Annotated in this window: 19 protein-coding genes; 7 read left to right on the top strand and 12 right to left on the bottom strand. The window is 63.1% G+C overall.

Features of this window, described 5'->3' with window-relative positions; all coding sequences use genetic code 11:
* Positions 1–64: 64 nt before the first annotated feature.
* Positions 65–811: a GAF and ANTAR domain-containing protein gene (locus tag AC1TPF_RS21300; RefSeq protein ID WP_482145237.1), complete on the top strand. Its 747-nt coding sequence runs from the start codon at positions 65–67 to the stop codon at positions 809–811.
* 393 nt (positions 812–1,204) lie between these two features.
* Here AC1TPF_RS21300 and AC1TPF_RS21295 read toward each other — a convergent pair whose 3' ends face one another.
* From AC1TPF_RS21295 to AC1TPF_RS21270, 6 genes are all read right to left on the bottom strand, one after another.
* Positions 1,205–1,900, bottom strand: a complete 696-nt coding sequence (locus tag AC1TPF_RS21295) for a cation efflux transmembrane domain-containing protein (RefSeq protein WP_482145552.1) — start codon at positions 1,898–1,900, stop codon at positions 1,205–1,207.
* Entirely contained in the window at positions 1,897–2,226 is a 330-nt protein-coding gene (locus AC1TPF_RS21290; protein WP_482141087.1) for an ArsR/SmtB family transcription factor, read from the bottom strand. Before AC1TPF_RS21290 ends, AC1TPF_RS21295 begins: the two co-directional genes overlap by 4 nt.
* An 804-nt stretch (positions 2,227–3,030) precedes the next feature.
* Positions 3,031–3,690 (bottom strand): DsbA family oxidoreductase, encoded by a 660-nt coding sequence (locus AC1TPF_RS21285; RefSeq protein WP_482141089.1) that lies wholly within the window; start codon positions 3,688–3,690, stop codon positions 3,031–3,033.
* A gap of 75 nt (positions 3,691–3,765) precedes the next feature.
* On the bottom strand, positions 3,766–4,758 hold the full coding sequence (locus AC1TPF_RS21280) for an alpha/beta hydrolase (protein WP_482145236.1): 993 nt from the start codon (positions 4,756–4,758) through the stop codon (positions 3,766–3,768).
* Positions 4,759–4,878: 120 nt separating this feature from the next.
* On the bottom strand, positions 4,879–5,007 hold the full coding sequence (locus AC1TPF_RS21275) for a hypothetical protein (RefSeq protein ID WP_482141093.1): 129 nt from the start codon (positions 5,005–5,007) through the stop codon (positions 4,879–4,881).
* 501 nt (positions 5,008–5,508) lie between these two features.
* Entirely contained in the window at positions 5,509–6,927 is a 1,419-nt protein-coding gene (locus tag AC1TPF_RS21270; protein WP_482145235.1) for a wax ester/triacylglycerol synthase domain-containing protein, read from the bottom strand.
* Between the two features lie 65 nt (positions 6,928–6,992).
* On the opposite strand from AC1TPF_RS21270, the gene AC1TPF_RS21265 reads away from it, so the two are divergent.
* Positions 6,993–7,238 (top strand): hypothetical protein, encoded by a 246-nt coding sequence (locus AC1TPF_RS21265; RefSeq protein ID WP_482145234.1) that lies wholly within the window; start codon positions 6,993–6,995, stop codon positions 7,236–7,238.
* Between the two features lie 199 nt (positions 7,239–7,437).
* Here AC1TPF_RS21265 and groL read toward each other — a convergent pair whose 3' ends face one another.
* Complete coding sequence (groL, locus tag AC1TPF_RS21260) at positions 7,438–9,063, bottom strand: chaperonin GroEL (RefSeq protein ID WP_482141099.1); 1,626 nt, start codon at positions 9,061–9,063, stop codon at positions 7,438–7,440.
* A 255-nt stretch (positions 9,064–9,318) separates the two neighbouring features.
* On the opposite strand from groL, the gene AC1TPF_RS21255 reads away from it, so the two are divergent.
* Both AC1TPF_RS21255 and AC1TPF_RS21250 read left to right on the top strand, forming a co-directional pair.
* A complete protein-coding gene (locus AC1TPF_RS21255; protein WP_482141101.1) occupies positions 9,319–9,657 on the top strand; it encodes a hypothetical protein in 339 nt (112 codons plus the stop codon).
* A gap of 66 nt (positions 9,658–9,723) precedes the next feature.
* A complete protein-coding gene (locus AC1TPF_RS21250; RefSeq protein ID WP_482145233.1) occupies positions 9,724–10,998 on the top strand; it encodes an MFS transporter in 1,275 nt (424 codons plus the stop codon).
* On the opposite strand, the gene AC1TPF_RS21245 is transcribed toward AC1TPF_RS21250, so the two are convergent.
* Positions 10,961–11,743 (bottom strand): DNA-formamidopyrimidine glycosylase family protein, encoded by a 783-nt coding sequence (locus AC1TPF_RS21245; RefSeq protein WP_482145232.1) that lies wholly within the window; start codon positions 11,741–11,743, stop codon positions 10,961–10,963. The two genes, AC1TPF_RS21250 and AC1TPF_RS21245, sit on opposite strands and share 38 nt — an antisense overlap.
* A 2-nt stretch (positions 11,744–11,745) precedes the next feature.
* Entirely contained in the window at positions 11,746–12,465 is a 720-nt protein-coding gene (locus tag AC1TPF_RS21240; protein ID WP_482141107.1) for a GntR family transcriptional regulator, read from the bottom strand.
* Positions 12,466–12,541: 76 nt separating this feature from the next.
* Between AC1TPF_RS21240 and AC1TPF_RS21235 the strand changes: the two genes are divergently transcribed.
* Positions 12,542–13,768: a benzoate/H(+) symporter BenE family transporter gene (locus AC1TPF_RS21235; RefSeq protein WP_482145231.1), complete on the top strand. Its 1,227-nt coding sequence runs from the start codon at positions 12,542–12,544 to the stop codon at positions 13,766–13,768.
* Here the strand turns inward: AC1TPF_RS21235 and AC1TPF_RS21230 are convergent.
* Positions 13,672–15,273, bottom strand: a complete 1,602-nt coding sequence (locus AC1TPF_RS21230) for an ABC-F family ATP-binding cassette domain-containing protein (RefSeq protein WP_482145230.1) — start codon at positions 15,271–15,273, stop codon at positions 13,672–13,674. The genes AC1TPF_RS21235 and AC1TPF_RS21230 overlap by 97 nt on opposite strands.
* Positions 15,274–15,480: 207 nt before the next feature.
* Here AC1TPF_RS21230 and AC1TPF_RS21225 point away from each other — a divergent pair, with 207 nt between their 5' ends.
* Positions 15,481–15,927, top strand: a complete 447-nt coding sequence (locus AC1TPF_RS21225; RefSeq protein WP_482145229.1) for a GNAT family N-acetyltransferase — start codon at positions 15,481–15,483, stop codon at positions 15,925–15,927.
* 54 nt (positions 15,928–15,981) lie between these two features.
* The gene (locus tag AC1TPF_RS21220; protein WP_482145228.1) at positions 15,982–16,320 is read left to right on the top strand and encodes a hypothetical protein; all 339 of its coding nucleotides are present in this window, start codon (positions 15,982–15,984) and stop codon (positions 16,318–16,320) included.
* A gap of 19 nt (positions 16,321–16,339) precedes the next feature.
* Here AC1TPF_RS21220 and AC1TPF_RS21215 read toward each other — a convergent pair whose 3' ends face one another.
* Positions 16,340–17,428, bottom strand: coding sequence for an MSMEG_0565 family glycosyltransferase (locus tag AC1TPF_RS21215; RefSeq protein WP_482145227.1), 1,089 nt, complete (start codon positions 17,426–17,428; stop codon positions 16,340–16,342).
* Entirely contained in the window at positions 17,425–18,261 is an 837-nt protein-coding gene (locus AC1TPF_RS21210; protein WP_482141118.1) for a carbon-nitrogen hydrolase family protein, read from the bottom strand. Before AC1TPF_RS21210 ends, AC1TPF_RS21215 begins: the two co-directional genes overlap by 4 nt.
* Position 18,262: the final 1 nt, after the last annotated feature.

Raw genomic sequence — 18,262 nt, 5'->3', positions numbered from 1 at the left:
TTTGGGGCAGGGGCCTACCGACCTGAACTTCACCACCCTGCAAGAGGCGTAATGGAGTGAGCAGATGGACAGTCCACAAGATCATGTCGAGTCCGGCATTCATGACCAGATCGCGCAAATGGCACGCGATCTGCATGGGTCGCGGGATCACCCGATAACCGCAGATCAGGTACTCCAGGAGGTTACCGAGGCATCGGTGGCGCTGCTACCGAGTGTTTCTCATGCCGGGATCACCTTGATCAGGAAGTCCGACCCCGGCAGCGAAGCCGTACTCGAATCAGTTCTGGCCAGTGGTCCGGTTCCCGCGCAGGCCGACGCGTTGCAGCACGAGCATGGTGAAGGCCCCGCGCTCGACGCGATTTGGGAGCAGTACACAGTTCGGATCAACAATGTCGAGACGGAACAGCGATGGCCGAAACTGATGCCGGCTCTGTACCACCAAACTCCGATTCGATCGGTCCTATCACTTCAGCTCTATACCAAGGGACACGAACTCGGAGCTCTCACCCTCTATGCCGAGGTTGCGGATGCGTTCGACGCCGACACCGAAGACCTCGCAGTCGACCTCGCCACGCACGCTGCCATCGCGTTGGGCGCTGCCCGCAAGGGCAATCAGTTCCGCAGCGCACTGGCCTCGCGAGACATCATCGGCCAGGCCAAGGGCCTCATCATGGAACGCTACGACCTCCATGCGGTGCAGGCCTTCGCGCTCTTACGCAAGCTCTCGCAAGATTCCAACATCCGCGTCGTCGACGTAGCTGCCCGGCTGGTGGAGCAAGACCATCCATTGCCGTTTGGAGTGACTGAGTAGAGGCCTACGCACAGCATCGCCCTTCGGGCTTTTGTGCGCGGGGCTAAAGGTTTGCGACTCGGTTGACTGGGTAGCTAATCGGTAGGTCGGGGTTTCAGCCTCAGGCTCCGATTTAGATATCCGGGTTAAGCAGGAGCCGGGGTGTCGCTTGGGGGCCGGTTGACCTGAGTTTCAACGCCTGCTGAGTCAGCTTCCGCCGGTCCGGCAGCTCTGTCTCTCGCTTCGCGAAGACGTCCGCGCAGATCCGGATCGATCGAATAGCGCTCCTGTGAAGCGAGCGCCAGGGAACGGACGGCCGAAGTACTCTTCGAGAAGCTTCGCGCCGGGCATCGGATCGTCGACTTCAAGCTGAGGTGGCAGGCGCATCACGACAGTATCGACATGGGCGGCGTGTCAGTCGCAGCAGTCGCACTCGTCACCCGCGGCGATACCGCCCCGGTTCGTCGGCGCAGGGCAGCAGGTTTCGCCTTTCCAGGCGTTCACGCCTTCCCTTACCGCGATGGCGGCGATGACGAGCGCAGCAATAGGGTCGGCCCATGACCAGCCGAACAAACTGTTGACGAGCAGTCCGACGAGCAGGACCGCAGACAGGTAGGTGCACAGCAGTGTCTGCTTTGAATCCGCGACCGCTGACAACGACCCCAGTTCGCGGCCGGCCCGGCGCTGAGCCCACGACAGGACGGGCATGATGGCCAAACTCACTGCGGCCAGCACGATCCCGACAGTCGAATGCCTGGCCTCGCCAACCCCGAACAGAGACCGAACCGCGTCGATCGAGACGTACACTGCGAGCCCAAAGAACGAGAATGCGATGATCCGCAAGGCAGTCTTTTCGCGTGACTCGGGGTCCTTCCCGGCGAACTGCCAGGCCACTGCTGCAGCGGAAGACACCTCGATGACCGAGTCAAGGCCGAAGCCAATCAACGCCGTTGAGGACACACGGACGCCCTCGCTGAGAGCGATAATGGCCTCGATGACGTTGTAGGTGATCGTCGCGGCAACGAACCAGCGGATGCGAAGTGCCAGCAGCTGCCGTCGTTCCCCGCTCAGATTAGGTCGCAGGTCAGGCAATCCGAGATCGGCCATCAACAGCACCCATCGGCTTGCGAATCAGGGCAGCACGTCGGATCGACTGCGAGAACCAGGCCTAGCAGGTCGTCGAGAGCCCGTCCGATTCGCTGGTCGGACAGCTCGTACCGGGTGCGTCGACCCTCCGGTACGGCGACGACAAGACCGCAACCTCGCAGGCACGCAAGATGATTCGACAGAATCTGCCGAGACACCCCAATACGATCAGCGAGGTCTGACGGGTAGCTCGGTGCCGTTCGCAAGCTCAACAGAATTTGTGTTCGGGTTGCGTCAGACAGCGCGTAACCGAACCGTGCCAGCGCCTCGCGGTGGACCATCGTCTCCATGCTGCCGACTGTACATGCAATTCTGTATTCAGTAATCCCTGTATCCGATAACCCCGGGTGTCATGTGCGGGCCAGATGTCGGAGAGGCCCTACTGCCAGTCGCGTGGCGGAACGTCGACGCCGCCATAGACCGTGTCTCGCTGGTTTGTCAGACCCAAGAGAAGTTCCTGGGCGGTGGTCCGGACCGAGCTGGTAAGGGTGAGACGACAACGCGGGTCGCCGCGCCGGCGAGTGGTGCTGGGTAGAACCACCCGAGGCCGCCTTCATGCGCGAGCGCTCGCTCGCGGTCGCGCAGCTGTTGTGAGCGCCGCCGTCTGACGCCGATCTGGCGCAGCAAGCTGTGGGACCTCGCGGTGTCGTGCACCAGCACTCGAATCACGACGGCAATACGTTCCGCCTCGCTGTGGTGCCCACTGGCATCGGCTCCGCGCAGCTCGTCTTCATGAATTGCATCTGCTCGTCGAGGTCTGCGTGGTGCCGTCCGCGTTCCATGTGTGCGTGGTCGTGACGCCACCCTCGGTCGAGGTGGCCACCGTGCCATCACTGTTGTAGGTGATGCCGTCCGGGACCAGATCGATCGGGGCATAAGTAGTGGACTCAATCGGAAGAACTCAGTCAACGACCACACCGCCAGAAGTCCACGGCTAAAAGAGGTTCCGACATTGTTGAAGCCTCGACGACGGGACGGTCTTCGGCTAGCTGTCGACACCTTCTGGAGAGGCTTCCACCGGAACCACACATACCCCGTCGACGCACGATCCTGCATCGATGTCGCCGACGAGTTCGAATGGGGTGAGTGCGGATTCAGACATTGCTGGACTCTTCGGCCTGAACCTTGTCGAGCACACCGGTGAACGTCTCGGCTGACTGTGCGCCGGAGACGCCGTACTTGCCGTTGATGACAAAGAACGGGACACCGGAAATACCGTAGGCACGAGCCTGATCGATATCAGCGTCCACAGCGTCGGCGTATTCACCTGATTCCAGGACCGCCAGCACGGCCTCCCTGTCGAGGCCGACGTCGGCGGCGAGGTCGGCGAGTTCCTCGCTGCGGCCTACGTGGCGACCCTGCTCGAAGTACGCCTTGAACAACCTCTCTGCGTACTCCAGTTGCTTGCCCTGAGCCTTCGCGTAGTGCAGTACCTGGTGAGCTTTGAGAGTCTTGGTCTGCAGGACGGAGTCAAAGTCGAAGTCGAGGCCCACCTCGGCGGCGATCCCGGTGACATTGCCGAGCATCTGCTTCACCTGATCAGCAGGCATCCCCTTTTTCTCGACCAAGTAGTCGACCGAGGACCCGGCAAAATCTTCCGGGGTATCCGGGGACAACTCGTAGCTGTGGTACGTGACTTCGACGTCGTCGCGGCCCTCAAACTCGGCCAGACCGGCCTCAAACTTCCGCTTACCGATGTAGCACCAGGGGCAGGCGATGTCGGACCAGATGTCGACAGTGATGGGGTTAGGCATTCAACTTTCAACAACCGCTGCGTGCGAGCCATTCCCCTCGCGAGCCATCGACCGGCCCACCGTCCGACGTGCGCGTCACGCGCCCAGCGCAGCTCGCAACGTCGGCATCGAATTGACCAGTTCGCTCCGCCAGAATGGCCACAGGTGCATGCCGACCGGTTGCGCACTGCGGGTCACCGACACACCCTTGGCGCGCAGCGCACCAGTGAGCTGATCGGTGCACAGATTCGAGCCGAACTCGAGGGCCATTGCTGTCGGCGGCATCGGAATACCCTCTCCAGGACCGGGAAGACCGCTGCCCGAAGATAAATAGACCGATGTGCCCTGCAGTCGAGCCGCATTGGCGAAGATGTCGTGAGCCTTCCATTCCGGGCTGCCTTGCGACCCCCACATGAGCTGCGACGACCCTCCCGAACCGATCACCGTGAGATCGGTGAGCGTAGTCCCCGCCAACCCCTCGGTGAAGTAGCACCCGCTATAGCCCGCCACAGCTCGATAGAAGCCCGGGTTTCGCTGCGCGAGCATCACCGCGCCCTGTGCACCACTGGATATCCCACCGATCGCCCGGTCACCACTTGCGCCCAGGTACGGCTCCAACGCCTGCGGAAGCTCCTTGGTCAGGAACGTTTCCCATTTGACCACACCGAACTTGGGGTGTTGTTCGATCCAGTCGGTGTACAGGGTTCCTGTACCACCCACCGGCAGAACCACATTGACGTTCTCATTTGCAAAGACTGGTGCGATGTTGCCTTTGTCGGCGGCGAGCCAGCTATTCGATTCCGCCTGGCCCGAGTTGCCATCGAGGAGGTACAGGGTTCCGCGGGGGCGACTACGGTCTGCCGGCAGCAATACGGTCACCGGAATGTCGCGGCCCATCGCCGCACTGTACACAGTCAATTGGAGCGTGCGATCGTTTGCCGTTCCTTGCTGCACCACAACAGCTTCGGATACGCCAAACGCTCCACCGTTCGCCGGATCGGCGGCAGCCTGCACCGGCAAGGTCATCAAAACCGTTGCAACAGACGCCAACAACGCCGTCACACCACGACGAATCAACAACTCGCTCACCGCCACCACCTACCCACTTTTCAACGCCCGACACGGTCAGTCGGTTGACGACTTGGAGAACCGCAAAACACACGCAGCCGTGGCCCACACCAGTCGGTGCGGGCCACGGCGGGCGTTAATCTACTTGGGAACCTTGACTGTTCCGCCGCTCAGCGCAGCTAGCGCCTCGAGTCCGCGAACCGCCAAATCGGTTATCGGCACAGCGATCGTTCCAACAATTGTTCCGACAACGTCACCAACACTGCCCATTTCAATCTCCTTATTCTAGTTTCTGTTGCCGTAGAGGGGGATGTTCAACTGGCGGTCACCGTCAGCCGGCAACCGATCCGACGAAGTTCCCGAGCAGGTTGTCCAACCCCAACATGATGGTGATGATGTTCGGCAGAAGGGTGTCACCGCCGGCCAGGAAAAATGCTTCGATAGATCCCATGTGTTGCGCCTACTTTCTTGCTAGTAACCGAGAAGTCGGCAGGGCTCTACACAAGAGGCCAACGACCACTCGAATGGGGAGGTACATCGCATTAAGGCTTAGATGTGATGTGTAGAACACGTTATCGTTACATTCCCAAAATTGGACCGAAATGCGAAATTCTCTCGAAAACATTTTTCACGGGCCTTGCGGCACAGCATCTTTGAGCTGGACAGTCGCACAAGAATTCGATGCGGCTTCATTCGAAGAAATTCGGCAGCCTACCGAGGCGTACAGGCGAAACTTCGCTACACCTCAGGAAATAACGACGATCAACGATGTCAATTGACTCTTACCGCCGCCGCTTGCGACAGGTCTTCCAGACTCGTTCGAAGAAGACGCACATAGCTATCAGGATCCGGCAGAGCAGCTGATGAGCTGAAGAAATTGAGGATCAATTTCCCGTCGGCAGCGGCCAGCAGATAGTGCCGAAGGGCGTCCCCATCAACCGGTGGTTGCCCACCGACAATCGCCACGGCCGGGGATCCGGCGAATGTACAACCATCCACCGTCACCGGGATATTACTGACCGTCGAGTGTGACTGGCGCCCGCGATCGGAATCGTGCGGATAGTGCCGAACCGCAAAGCCGGTGAGCCGCAGCAACCATGCCGGCGCTGTCTCCACCCGCTTACCCTTGGCGCGAACCGCGGGATAGTCACTGCGTTGCTTCGCCGCCGCCGCAGCAGATGCAATCTTCGCCAGACGGACCAGTGGGTCACGTTCGTCGACGTTGAGGTCGATCGTCAAGATCGCCAACTGGTTTGCCGACTCCCACTGCTCGATACGACGCATCGACCGGGGGACCATGGCGCACACGGGATCCCGGGGCTCTTCCCCACAGCTGTCGAGGTACGCGGCCAGCGCGCCGGCGACGATGGTGAGGTAGACATCGTTCAAACTCGCGCCCGGCACCGCGGCCTGAATCGCCTTGGCCTCATTGATCGTCAAAGTCATGAAATCGACGGAGACTTCGCCCTGCAGAGACCGATTGAACCGAGTCGCCGCCAAATCGTCTCGGATCGAGACGATCTCGCCGGATTGCTCGGCTTCCTTGACCTCCACGCCCGCCCGACCGGTCGTCGAGAGACCTTGAAAGAATCGAAACGACGTGCCGGGGAACGAGACCAGGGCTCGAGACAGCTGTGCCGCCCGGCTCATCGGTGGCGTTGCGCCCTGCACAGCGGGCGCATGGGTCGTCGAGAACAGCGCCCGAGTCAGTTCTCGGGTGGCGAGTCCGTCCATCGCACTGTGATGGATCTTGAGCGTGACCACCGTGTATCGGCCGGTCAGATCGTCGAGACCGTGTACGCCGCACAACACATGCATCTCCCACGGCGGCCTGGTCATATCCAACTTCCGCGCCAGCAGCACGCTCAGATACGACCGAACCGGCGCCCAGCCCCCAGCACCCACCTGTTCCACGGTCACGTGGTGATCCATGTCGGGGCCGTCGGCGGGTACCCACCGCGGGTAGTCCAGGTCAAATGGAGTTCGCTGCAACCGCGTGGTGAACAGGGCGGCATATCCGAGCCGAGCGGTTATCCAAGCGACGGCCTGCTCTTTGGTGACTTCCGCGCAGGATCCTTGATCAGCATCGAAGAAATAGCTGACCATGAGATGCCCGGCGTGCGTGTCACTTTCGTTGTAGACGAACTCGGCATCGCGTGGTGCCAGCTGGGAGATTGGTGTCGGGGGCACCCTGCTGAACATCACGCTCCCTCGGAGAGACTGACTACTAGTGTTGGGCACCGTATCTCGCGGAGATGAAGTTCGTTGCCGATTTCGCTCAACTCGTGGGTTGGCGCCGGATGATCACCTACCATCAGTCGATGACCGCGCTCGATGTCGGCGTCATCGCCGTAGCCATACCCACCGTCGGCGTCGCCACCTGGGCCATCGGCATGTACTTTCTCGGGCGAGTTGCCCGGGCTCGCCGCAAGTCCGGGCGCATTACCTACCGAGCAAAGACTCAGCCGAGCTCCGACCACGGCACGAGCCTCACCATGTAACGGATCCATCCACAGCCTGTGGATGGGCAGATGCGTGGGAGGCACTTTGACGCAACAGTATTCGAGTAGGGATGTACGAACTCACAGTCGGCCCTGCGACATCGACTTGTGTGCAAGGCGCGCCCGCAAAACAGAAACCGGCCCACCCCCGAAGGAGTGGGCCGGTCCCAGAAGAGAACGTAGAGCTAGAAAGCGTGGGCTAGAAGCCCATGCCGCCCATCTCGTCGCCGCCCGGCATAGCCGGTGCGTTGTTCTTCTCAGGCTTGTCAGCAACGACGGCCTCGGTGGTGAGGAACAGAGCCGCGATCGAGGCTGCGTTCTGCAGCGCCGAGCGGGTGACCTTCACCGGGTCGTTGATGCCGCGGGCCAGCAGGTCCTCGTACACGCCGGTGGCGGCGTTGAGGCCGGTTCCCAGCGGGCTGTGACGGATCTTGTCGGCAACAACACCGGGCTCGAGGCCGGCGTTGATGGCGATCTGCTTGGCCGGAGCCTCCAGAGCAACACGGACGATGTTGGCGCCAGTGGCCTCATCGCCTTCCAGGGTCAGCGCGTCGATTGCGGACTCCGACTGCAGCAGAGCCACGCCGCCGCCGGCGACGATGCCCTCTTCGACAGCAGCCTTGGCGTTGCGCACGGCATCTTCGATGCGGTGCTTGCGCTCCTTGAGCTCGACCTCGGTCGCAGCGCCTGCCTTGATGACAGCAACGCCACCGGCCAGCTTGGCCAGACGTTCCTGCAGCTTCTCACGGTCGTAATCGGAGTCGCTGTTCTCGATCTCGGAACGGATCTGAGACACGCGACCGGCGATGGCCTCGGAATCTCCGGCGCCCTCGACGATGGTGGTCTCGTCCTTGGTGACGACAACCTTGCGTGCGGTGCCCAGCAGCTCGACGCCGGCGCCCTCGAGGGACAGTCCGACCTCTTCGCTGATGACCTCGCCACCGGTGAGGATGGCGATGTCGGCCAGCATGGCCTTGCGACGGTCACCGAAGCCCGGAGCCTTGACGGCAACAGACTTGAAGGTGCCACGGATCTTGTTGACAACCAGGGTCGAGAGGGCTTCGCCTTCGACGTCCTCGGCGATGATCAGCAGCGGCTTGCCGGCCTGGATGACCTTCTCCAGCAGCGGCAGCAGGTCCTTGACGGTCGACACCTTGCCGGAGACCAGCAGGATGTACGGATCTTCGAGGACGGCTTCCTGGCGGTCTGCGTCAGTGACGAAGTAGCCGGAGATGTAGCCCTTGTCGAAGCGCATACCCTCGGTCAGTTCGAGCTGCAGGCCGAAGGTGTTCGACTCCTCGACGGTGATGACGCCTTCTTTGCCGACCTTGTCCATGGCCTCGGCGATGAGGTCACCGATGGCCGGGTCGCCTGCGGAGATACCGGCGGTGGCAGCGATCTGCTCCTTGGTATCGATCTCCTTGGCGGACTTCAGCAGCGACTCGGTGACGGCTTCGACAGCCTTCTCGATGCCGCGCTTCAGGCCGAGCGGGTTCGCGCCGGCAGCGACGTTGCGCAGGCCTTCGCGGACGAGGGCCTGAGCCAGGACGGTGGCGGTGGTGGTGCCGTCGCCAGCGACGTCGTCGGTCTTCTTGGCGACCTCTTTGACCAGCTCAGCGCCGATCTTCTCGTAGGGATCCTCCAGCTCGATCTCCTTGGCGATGGAAACACCATCGTTGGTGATCGTGGGGGCACCCCACTTCTTTTCGAGCACGACGTTGCGACCCTTGGGTCCCAACGTCACCTTTACGGTGTCAGCGAGGGCATTGAGGCCCCGCTCGAGGCCGCGACGGGCCTCTTCGTCAAACGCGATGATTTTGGCCATTACGAAGTGATCCTCCGATAGGGGGTGACACTGAAGTTCGTGGTTGGTTTCGGTGCCCGCGACGGACGAACGGTCGTGTCATTAGGACCGATCTCACCGTTCCAACCTGGCACTCACGGTTGGCGAGTGCCAGATCCCATTTTTAGCACTCACCGGGGTCGAGTGCAAGGTATGCCGGTCAGAAGGCTCGGCAAACTCGGGCAACTTCCACTCTCGGCGCTTATGGTTGTGGCCTCGTCTGACCAAAGGACTCCGATGTTCGGTAAAACCTGGGTACCCGGAACCGCGACCATCGTGGCCGTCAACATCGTGCGGATGAGCAGCGACGGCCAGACCCCGACCCGCGAGTTCGCCGCCGATATCGTCGTACCGGGCATCGATCCGTTCCGCGCAAAACTCACCGAGCCCCGCTGGACGGCCGACTTCTGGCCGCCTGCGGCCCGTGAGGTCCGGGGCGTTCTCCGGGATGCCAAATCGGGTGCCGTCCGCTTCGACATGAAAGACCCCCGGAACAGCTTCAAACAGCACGGCGCGGCGACGGACGCCGCGTTCCTGGCAACACTCGAGCAGCCACCGAAACCGCCCATCAACTGACTCGCCCGAACTAGTTCTTCGCGGGGCTAAGGAATATTCGGGCGTCGTGGCTGCTTGAGTACAGGAATGCCACGACAACAGATCGGCCAGGTCTCGGCGTTCACGGTGATCGCGGCGACCACCATCGCGATGATGTTCTCGTCGTCGGCGCCGTCTCCCCTGTACCCGATCTATCAGGATCTCTGGGGCTTCTCCTCGTTCACCTTGACCGTCATCTTCGCGGCGTACGTGGTCGCGTTGCTTGGCGGTCTCCTCACCGTGGGATCGCTCTCCGACCACGTCGGACGGCGCCCGGTCCTGTTCGGCGGCCTGGCCCTGATCGTCGCCTCCATGGTGATGTTTGCCGTCGCCGACGGAGTTCCGATGCTGCTTGCGGCGCGCGTACTGCAAGGCCTGGCCGCCGGCGCCCTGACCGGAACGCTCAGTGCCGCGCTGGTTGATCTGCAGCCCAGCGCGCGCGTCGGCTCCATCACGAACTCGGCCTCGATGCTTGGCGGGTTGGCCTTCGGCGCAATCGCGGCGGGCGGTCTCATCCAATATGCGCCGATGCCCCGCGAACTGGTGTTCCTGATCTTGATCGCCGCGTTCGCCCTGTCCGCGGTGTGCATCGCGTTCATCCCCGAGACCTCCGCACGCACCGGTTTCGCCTCTCGCAGGCACCTGTGGCAGGTGGTGCGTCCCAGCGCCGGCCTGCCGCGGTCGGTCCGTGGGGTTTTCGTGATGGCCGCCTTCGGGTGCCTGGCCACCTGGTCGCTCGGCGGATTGACGCTCTCGCTGGGATCGTCGATCGTGCTGCGCATCTTCGGGGTCGAGAACCACATGATCACCGGCCTCATCCTCGGAACGTTCTTCACCTTCGGCGCGGTGGGTTCGATGGCAACGTCCAGGTGGACGGCGAATCTGAAGTTCGGGATCGGACTCGCTGCGCTGGGTATCGGGCTGGTCATCAACCTGACCGGAACGATCTCGGCGGTGCTACCGCTCTATCTCGTCGGCTCGGCGATCGCCGGCTTCGGGTTCGGGTCGACGTTCGCCGGCGTGATGGCCACCGTCATCGCCGCCACCGCGCCCGAACAGCGGGGCCAGGTCTTCTCCACCCTGTACGTGGTCAGTTACACCGGATTCAGCCTTCCGGCGGTGATCGGCGGAATTGCGGTCGGACACTTTGGATTGCGGCCAACGGCCATCGGCTACAGCCTGTACGTCCTGTGCCTTGTGGCCATCGCTGGGAGTGTGGCAATCATGCGCGTTCGCACTGAACGCCGGGTGGAACTCGCGCCGGTCGAGACCGCGCAAACCCTGGTCACGGCGGCGGCTGACACGTCGGGCACCAATAGATGACCCGTTCGAGGTCTGTGCCCCCGCCGAGATCTCCTGATCGGATGATGGTCCCGCATCGCCTGCACGGGCGTTTGGCCCGGCCATAGACCCAGGTGCGCTCACCGGCGCGGTCGACGTTGGTGACCCGGATCGTGCGGTTGCGGTTGAACTCCAACATCTTTTTCGCCAGGTCCACCCATTCGCGGAGGTCGCCTGAATCGGCAACCGGCACTGCCGGGTGGGTCCGCCGCAGAAAGCACATCTCACAACGGAATACGTTGCCGATCCCGGCAAGCACTCGCTGGTCGAGTAGGGCCAGACCGATCGGCCGCGCCGGGTCCGACGCGAGATTATCGACCGCGACATCGGCGTCCCAGTCGGCTCCGAGGAGGTCGGGACCGAGATGACCGACGGCTGTGTCTTCGTCCGCGCGGCGGAGGATTTCGAGTTTTCCGAGCTCGAATCCGACCGCCTGCACCGGACCTGCCTCCAGGATGATCCGGGCCTTGAACGCCGGCCGCCGCCAACGGGCACCCTTTGTGTATATCTCCCAGCGGCCCTCCATCTTCAGGTGCGAGTGCACAGTGTGCTCACCCACGCGGATCAGGAGATGTTTACCCCGGGCGACGACCTCGTCGACCCGCCCGCCGGACAGATCCACCGTCGCGTACCGCGGAACCCGAACATCGCAGCGGGTCAGCGTCTTTCCGGCCAACGCGCGATGCAGTCGCGCCGCGGCCTGGAACACGGTGTCACCTTCGGGCATATCTACTTGATACCCGCCTTGAGGCTCGCCGATTGCGGTCGCCCGCGGAAGTAGGCCTCGATGGTGTCCGCCGCGGAACCGATATGTTGGCGCAGCACCGCCACCGCGTCATCGACCTCACCGCGGGCGGCATGATCGACCAGCTGCCGATGTTCGGTCTGGGCCAACTGGTCCGAACCCAACTCGGCCAGATGAAAACGCAGGTAGCGGTCCTCGTCGTCGAGTTCGGCAGCAATCAGCTTCAACAACTTGGCATTTGGATGCCGCCGGTAGAGCGCAAGGTGGAAGTCGGAGTTCAGTCTGCCCAGGTCTACCAGCTCGGGGTCGTTCTCCATGGCACCCAGGATGCGACGGGCCTCGTCGATGTCGGCGGGCTCCAACCGCGGAATCGAGCCGGCCAGCGCTTCCGGTTCCAGCAGCAGCCTGATCCGATAGGTGTTGACAACATCGTCCGGGTCGACGCCGACCACCACCGCACCCTTGTGTGGCACGTGATCGACCAGGCCGCGGGCTTGCAGCGACAGAAGTGCTTCGCGAACCGGCATCCGACTGACCCCGAACACCTGCGCGAGTTCGGCCTGCCGAAGTGCCGTGCCGCTGGCCAGTGAGCCGTCGAGGATCGCGTCGGCGAGTGTCGATTCGATGACCGTCCGAGCGTGCTGCACCGCGGTCGGACGAAGTCCGAGGGTGTCGAGGACCTGCGTGGAACGTGTCGGCGGCATACTTCTTCCTATAATTGGATCCAAGATCCAATCTACTCTACGCTGGTCCCTACTGCCCCGACCCGCGGAGGTTCGTGTGTCGCTCATCCAGCCGATCACCGCCGGTGTCGTTGCCTCGCTGGTGGGATTCACCAGTTCCTTCGCCGTGGTCCTGACCGGCCTGCGAGCCGTCGGCGCATCGCCCGAACAAGCCGCATCCGGTCTGTTTGCCCTCTGCTTGGCCATCGCCGTCGGCGTCGGCTTCCTGGCGACCAGGTACCGGATGCCGATCACGTTGGCCTGGTCGACGCCGGGTGCGGCACTGTTGGCAGGCACCGCAACACCAGATGGCGGCTTCCCGGTCGCCGTAGGAGCATTTGTCCTTGTCGGCGTGATGGTCGTCGCCACCGGACTGTGGCCACGCCTGGGCTCACTGGTGCAGGCCATCCCGACGCCGATCGCCCAGGCGATGCTGGCCGGGATCGTCCTGCCCCTCTGCCTGGAACCGGTGCGTGCGGTTGCTGCGGAACCGTTCGCCATCGCTCCGGTCATCGTCGTCTGGCTGATCTTGATCCGGTTTGCCAAGCGGTGGGCGGTGCCCGCGGCATTTGGTACCGCGGCCATTGTCATCGCGGTCGTCCTGTTGACGTCCGACAAGGGCGTGACCGCCGATTCACTGATTCCCCGAATGGATCTGGTTGTCCCGCAATGGTCTCCGCAGGCCTGCGTCGGCATCGCGTTGCCGCTCTACATCGTCACCATGGCATCGCAGAACCTGCCGGGTACCGCCGTCATGGCCAGCTTCGGCTATCGGATCCCTTGGCGCCCCTCGATGTTGGTGACCGGCGCCCTGACCTCGATGGCGGCACCGGTAGGCGGGCACGCGGTGAATCTGGCGGCGATCAGTGCCGCCCTCACCGCCGCGCCCGCCGCCGAGCCCGACCCGCGTCGGCGTTGGATCGCGGCCGCCACCGTGAGCCCGGTCTATCTCGTCATCGGCATCAGTTCAGCGGCCGTCGCCGCGCTGGTCACGATCGCACCGGCCGGACTGGTGGAAACGGTGGCCGGTCTGGCCCTGCTCGATACCCTGGCCGGCGCGCTCGCGGCCAGCCTGCGCGACGAAAAGTCCAGAACTGCAGCAGTTCTGACCTTTGTGGTGGCTGCAGCCGGAATCTCTGTCGCCGGGATCGGATCGGCATTCTGGGCGCTGATCGCCGGACTCGTCGTCTACGCGGTACTGAAGAGTTCGCCGGACTCCACACCACCGTCGACGAGCACCAGTGACCGTGAGATACCCAGCCGGGCCAAGAATCCATCATCGTGACTGACCACAAGCATCCCGCCCCGATACACCGACAATGCCTCCACCAGCTGATCGACGCTGTCGAGATCGAGGTTGTTGGTCGGCTCGTCGAGAACGAGCAATTGCACCGGCGGAGTCGCCAGTAGCAATCGGGCAAGGGCCACCCGAAACCGTTCGCCGCCAGACAGTTCACCAACCAGCCGGTCCACTGCGTCGCCGCGTAGCAAGAACTGAGCCAGCCGGGCCCGCACCAGGTTCGGTGCAACATCGGGTACCGCGGACCGCACGTTGTCGAGCACGCTGGCGGCATCGTCGAGATCATCGAGACGTTGTGCCAGGTAACCGATGTGGTCGGTGTGCGCGACCGCATACGGACCAACCTCCGGCGCCTCCGGATCCCACAGCGTTCGCAGCAGGGACGTCTTGCCGGAGCCGTTGGCTCCGGTGAGCGCAACACGTTCCGGCCCGGCGATCACGATCGTCGAATCCCCACTGCGTATCTCGGCCAAGCGTCGTCCCGCAGGGACATCCGGGTCGGGCAACTCGATCCGAATGTGTTTGTCGTCGCGGATCAATTCGGTCGCACCCTCGACTGCCTTGCGTGCGTCGTTGATCTTGTTGTCGCCTTCGGTGCGCAATCGGCCCGCGGTCTCCTGGGCGTTGCGCTTACGCGCGCCCAGCAGAATCTTCGGCAGGTTGGTGTTCGCCTTCCCGTAGCGACCGCGCCGGGCAACCTTCGTTTCAGTCTCCACACGTTGCCGCTGTTGAACTTTCAGATCCTGCTGCGCCGACCGCAGATCCTGCTGCGCGGACTCCTGTTGGGACCGTACATAATCGCGATACTCGCCGAGCGGTCCGCCGAACACTGTCACCGTGTTGTCCCGCAGTTCGGCTGTGGTGTCCATCAATTCGAGAAGCTCGGTGTCATGGGACACGACAAGCAAGGTGCCCGGCCAGTTCCGGATCAGCGTAGACAGGCGCGCCCGGGCGTCCCGGTCGAGATTGTTGGTCGGTTCGTCGAGCAACGTTATCGGCGCGCCGCGCAGACGCAGACCCGCGATCGCGGCCAAGATCACCTCACCACCGGAAAGGGTGCCGACATTGCGGTCCAGACCCAATTTCGCGATGCCGGCCTCGGCGAGGACTTGTCGCGCTCGGGCCTCGACGTCCCAGTCGTCGCCGAGGATGTCATAGTCCCCCGGCTCCGTGGATCCGGCCTCGATCGCCAGCAACGCATCGACCCGGGCGCGGATACCGAGTAGGTCCGCGACCGTGGCGTCGCTCTGCAGGATGAGATCCTGTGGCAGATAGGCGGTTTCTCCGGTTGTCGCGACCGATCCCGAGGTGGGGGCGATGTCCCCCGCAATGATCTTGAGCAGTGTCGATTTTCCTGACCCGTTGGCGCCGATGACACCGATGTGGCCGACACCAAAAAACACCGTCAGGTGTGAGAGGGCCGAAGAACCGTCCGGCCAATCAAGGCTGACGTCTCGGAGAGAAATTGCAGATTCAGAATGCGCAGGCATACGGACTCCCAGGAAGAATGAAGACGAAAGTGCGCCAACAACTCATCCCGCCGCGGCATGCGGCAATCGAACGGTGTCAGCGCGCTAGGACGCGGAGCCGTCGATGATCTTCACTGGGGAACCTGACTGTCGGGAACAGAACGTCGTCCAGTGTGCACAACAATTCGGAGCCTCGCAAGTACTTTGTTCTGCGAGCAGAATGGTGCGATGGTGCTCATCCGATCCGCAGTGTGCGACGACGTCGCTGCCGTAACCGACCTGATCTCTGCGGCGTTTTCCCACTACACCGAACGTATCGGCACCGAACCCGCGCCTATGCACACCGACTACGTCAGCCTGATCGACACCGAAACCGTGTGGATCGCGGAAGACAACGGTGCGATCGTCGGGACCATCGTGCTCACGCCAGGGGCCGATCACCTGCAACTCGACAACCTCGCGGTCGCTCCTGACACCCAGGGGCGCGGCATCGGGGCGCAACTTCTTGACTTCGCGGCAGATCAGGCCCGCGTACTCGGTCTACGCCGCCTGGATCTCTACACCAACGAGCTCATGACCGAGAACCTCCACTACTACCCGCGGCATGGATTCACAGAGACGCATCGCGCCGCAGAACACGGGTTCTGCCGGGTCTTCTTCACAAAGCCCTTGTGAGCAACTGGCCCGAGACTACAATCGAACAGCGCTGACACGACCCGGAGAAAGCCGATGTACCTGCAAGAGTTCACTGCCAACGGTTCATTGAATCACGATGCCGCAGAGCGGATATCGTGGAAGACAGCCGATTACTCGCCGCGGATTCACCTCGTGGTCAACGGGCGCAGGCTGTACGCCCATTGCCTGCCGCTCTGTTGGGATGAATTGGACATCCGAGACGGAACACCCATCTCGATCACCGTCGACGGCGGTATCGGCGGGACCGACGACACCGACGAGCGGCGCGCGCTGGTCGAGATGGTCGACTACATCCAGCGCATGACCGCACCCGACCCTCCGGATCGGAGATTTGGGTCCACCCGACGGCGATTCTGGCACGGTCGACGGTGACGTCGGCACGCTCGCGGGATCAGAGGAGCGAACGATAGAACTCGAGATGACGCTTCGCAGCGAGTTCCCAGGTCAGGCTGGACGCCAAGTCCCGACCACGTGACCGCGTTGCGGGATCGACGGTCATTGCGGCGGTCAGTTGTCCGGCCAGGTCCTCGGGGGTTCGGGCATAACGCACCGCATCACCGAAGACCTCCCGCAGCACCGGTAGGTCGCGGGCCACCACCGGGGTGCCGGCTGCCAGTGCTTCCATCGCCGCCAGACCGAAACCCTCTTTGGTCGATGGGAACGCAAGTACCGCAGCTTCGGCAACCAACGCCGGCAGGGTCTTGTCGGGGACGGAACCCAGGACGATCGGCGTGATATCGAGATCCTCTGCCCGGCTGTCGAATTCGGTGCGGTAATCGCGATAGTCGAACAGCGTTTCGCCACCGGCGAATACGAGTTGGAGTCCAGGATCGCGCCGCCTCAGGAGTGCATAGGCCTCCAGCAGATCGATACTCCCCTTCCGGGGTTCGATCCCACCAACCGCAAGTACGTACCTCCCGAGTCGATCACCCCACTGTTGCCGCGCTGCAACAGATTCCGGATCACTGCCGGCTGCGGCCGCAAACCGCTCCGCCTGGACGCCATTGGGAATCACAGTCGGCTCGAACCCCCAACCCTGCCGAACCTCCCGCGCCACCGCGGACGACACACAGATCCGGGCGTAGGGGTCCACGATGGCCTTCTCGTGGCACGCGGCGAGCACGGGCGTGGTGAATTGGTCGAGGTGGTGGATGGTCCGGACGCACCGGCCAACGGCGTTGGCACTGATGCAGTCCTGGGCATGCACGATATCGGCTGCAGCCGAATCGAACTCAGCACCGAGCACCTGGATGGACCGGACGATCCGGTCGGTGACCGTATCGCCTTCGCGGTCCTCGAACCGGGCCAGGCGCACCGTCACGGCAGGATCAACCGTCCGGAAGAATCCTGGGTCGCCGCCGCGCGCCAAGGACCAGATGGTGACCTCGGCGCCTGCCTTCGCCAGCGCCTCGGCGAGATTGAGCGTATGTACAACTCCGCCACGCGGTTTGGTGGAGTAGGTCAGTAGTGAAACTCTCACAGATCGTCCTGCCAGTACGTGTCGGTGCGCCGCTCGGCGAGGTGGTGCAGCACCGTGCGGGCCCGGTTGATCTCGGCATCGATGTCGATGTCACACACCGCCATTCCTCCCTTGGCCCACGTCTTCGCGAGCACTTCACCGCCAGGCCCGACCACCTTGGCCTGTCCCAGGAATCGCAGTTTGCCCATCACCCCGGTCTGATTCGACGACACCAGCACCACCTGATTCTCCGCGGCTCGGGCCGCGTCGTAGAGGTCGAACAGCCGCGACTGACGATCGTTGGGTAGCCGCGAGGCACGGTCGGTGACGCTGGCCGGCCACGCCGAGAGTGCGGCGATGATCCTCGCCCCGTCGAGCGCAAGGGTGCGGGCCGATTCCGGAAACGTCTTGTCGTAGTCGATGAGCATGCCGATCCGGCCGACCGGGGTGTCGAAGGCCGCGAAGTCGTCACCCGCCGCATAGGCGAGCGATTCACCGGCCGGCTGATGAACTTTGCGGTGTAGACCCAGGATCCCGTCGCCCGACAGGCATACGGCGGTGTTGTACCGCTTGCCTTGCGCGGCTTCGGTGAATCCCACACAGACCGTCATCGGCCCAGCTGCCTCGGCGATCCTCGCCAGTTCCGGACCGTCGGTGTCGACCGTCGGTGGAAGGTGATCGATGTCCGGCGACCGCAGGTCACCGATGTATCCGCCCAGCGACGCGTCTGGCAGTACCAACAGATTGATGCCGTCGCGCGAAGCCGCCTCGATGATCCCGACGATCTTGCTCACCGCGCGCTCGACATCCCTGCCGAAATGGGCTGCGAGTGCGGCAACACGGATGGGTGCCATA

This window comes from Williamsia sp. Y853 (genome assembly GCF_056786495.1).
Note: the sequence above shows the minus strand (reverse complement) of the source record. Positions and strands in the feature narration are given on the sequence as shown.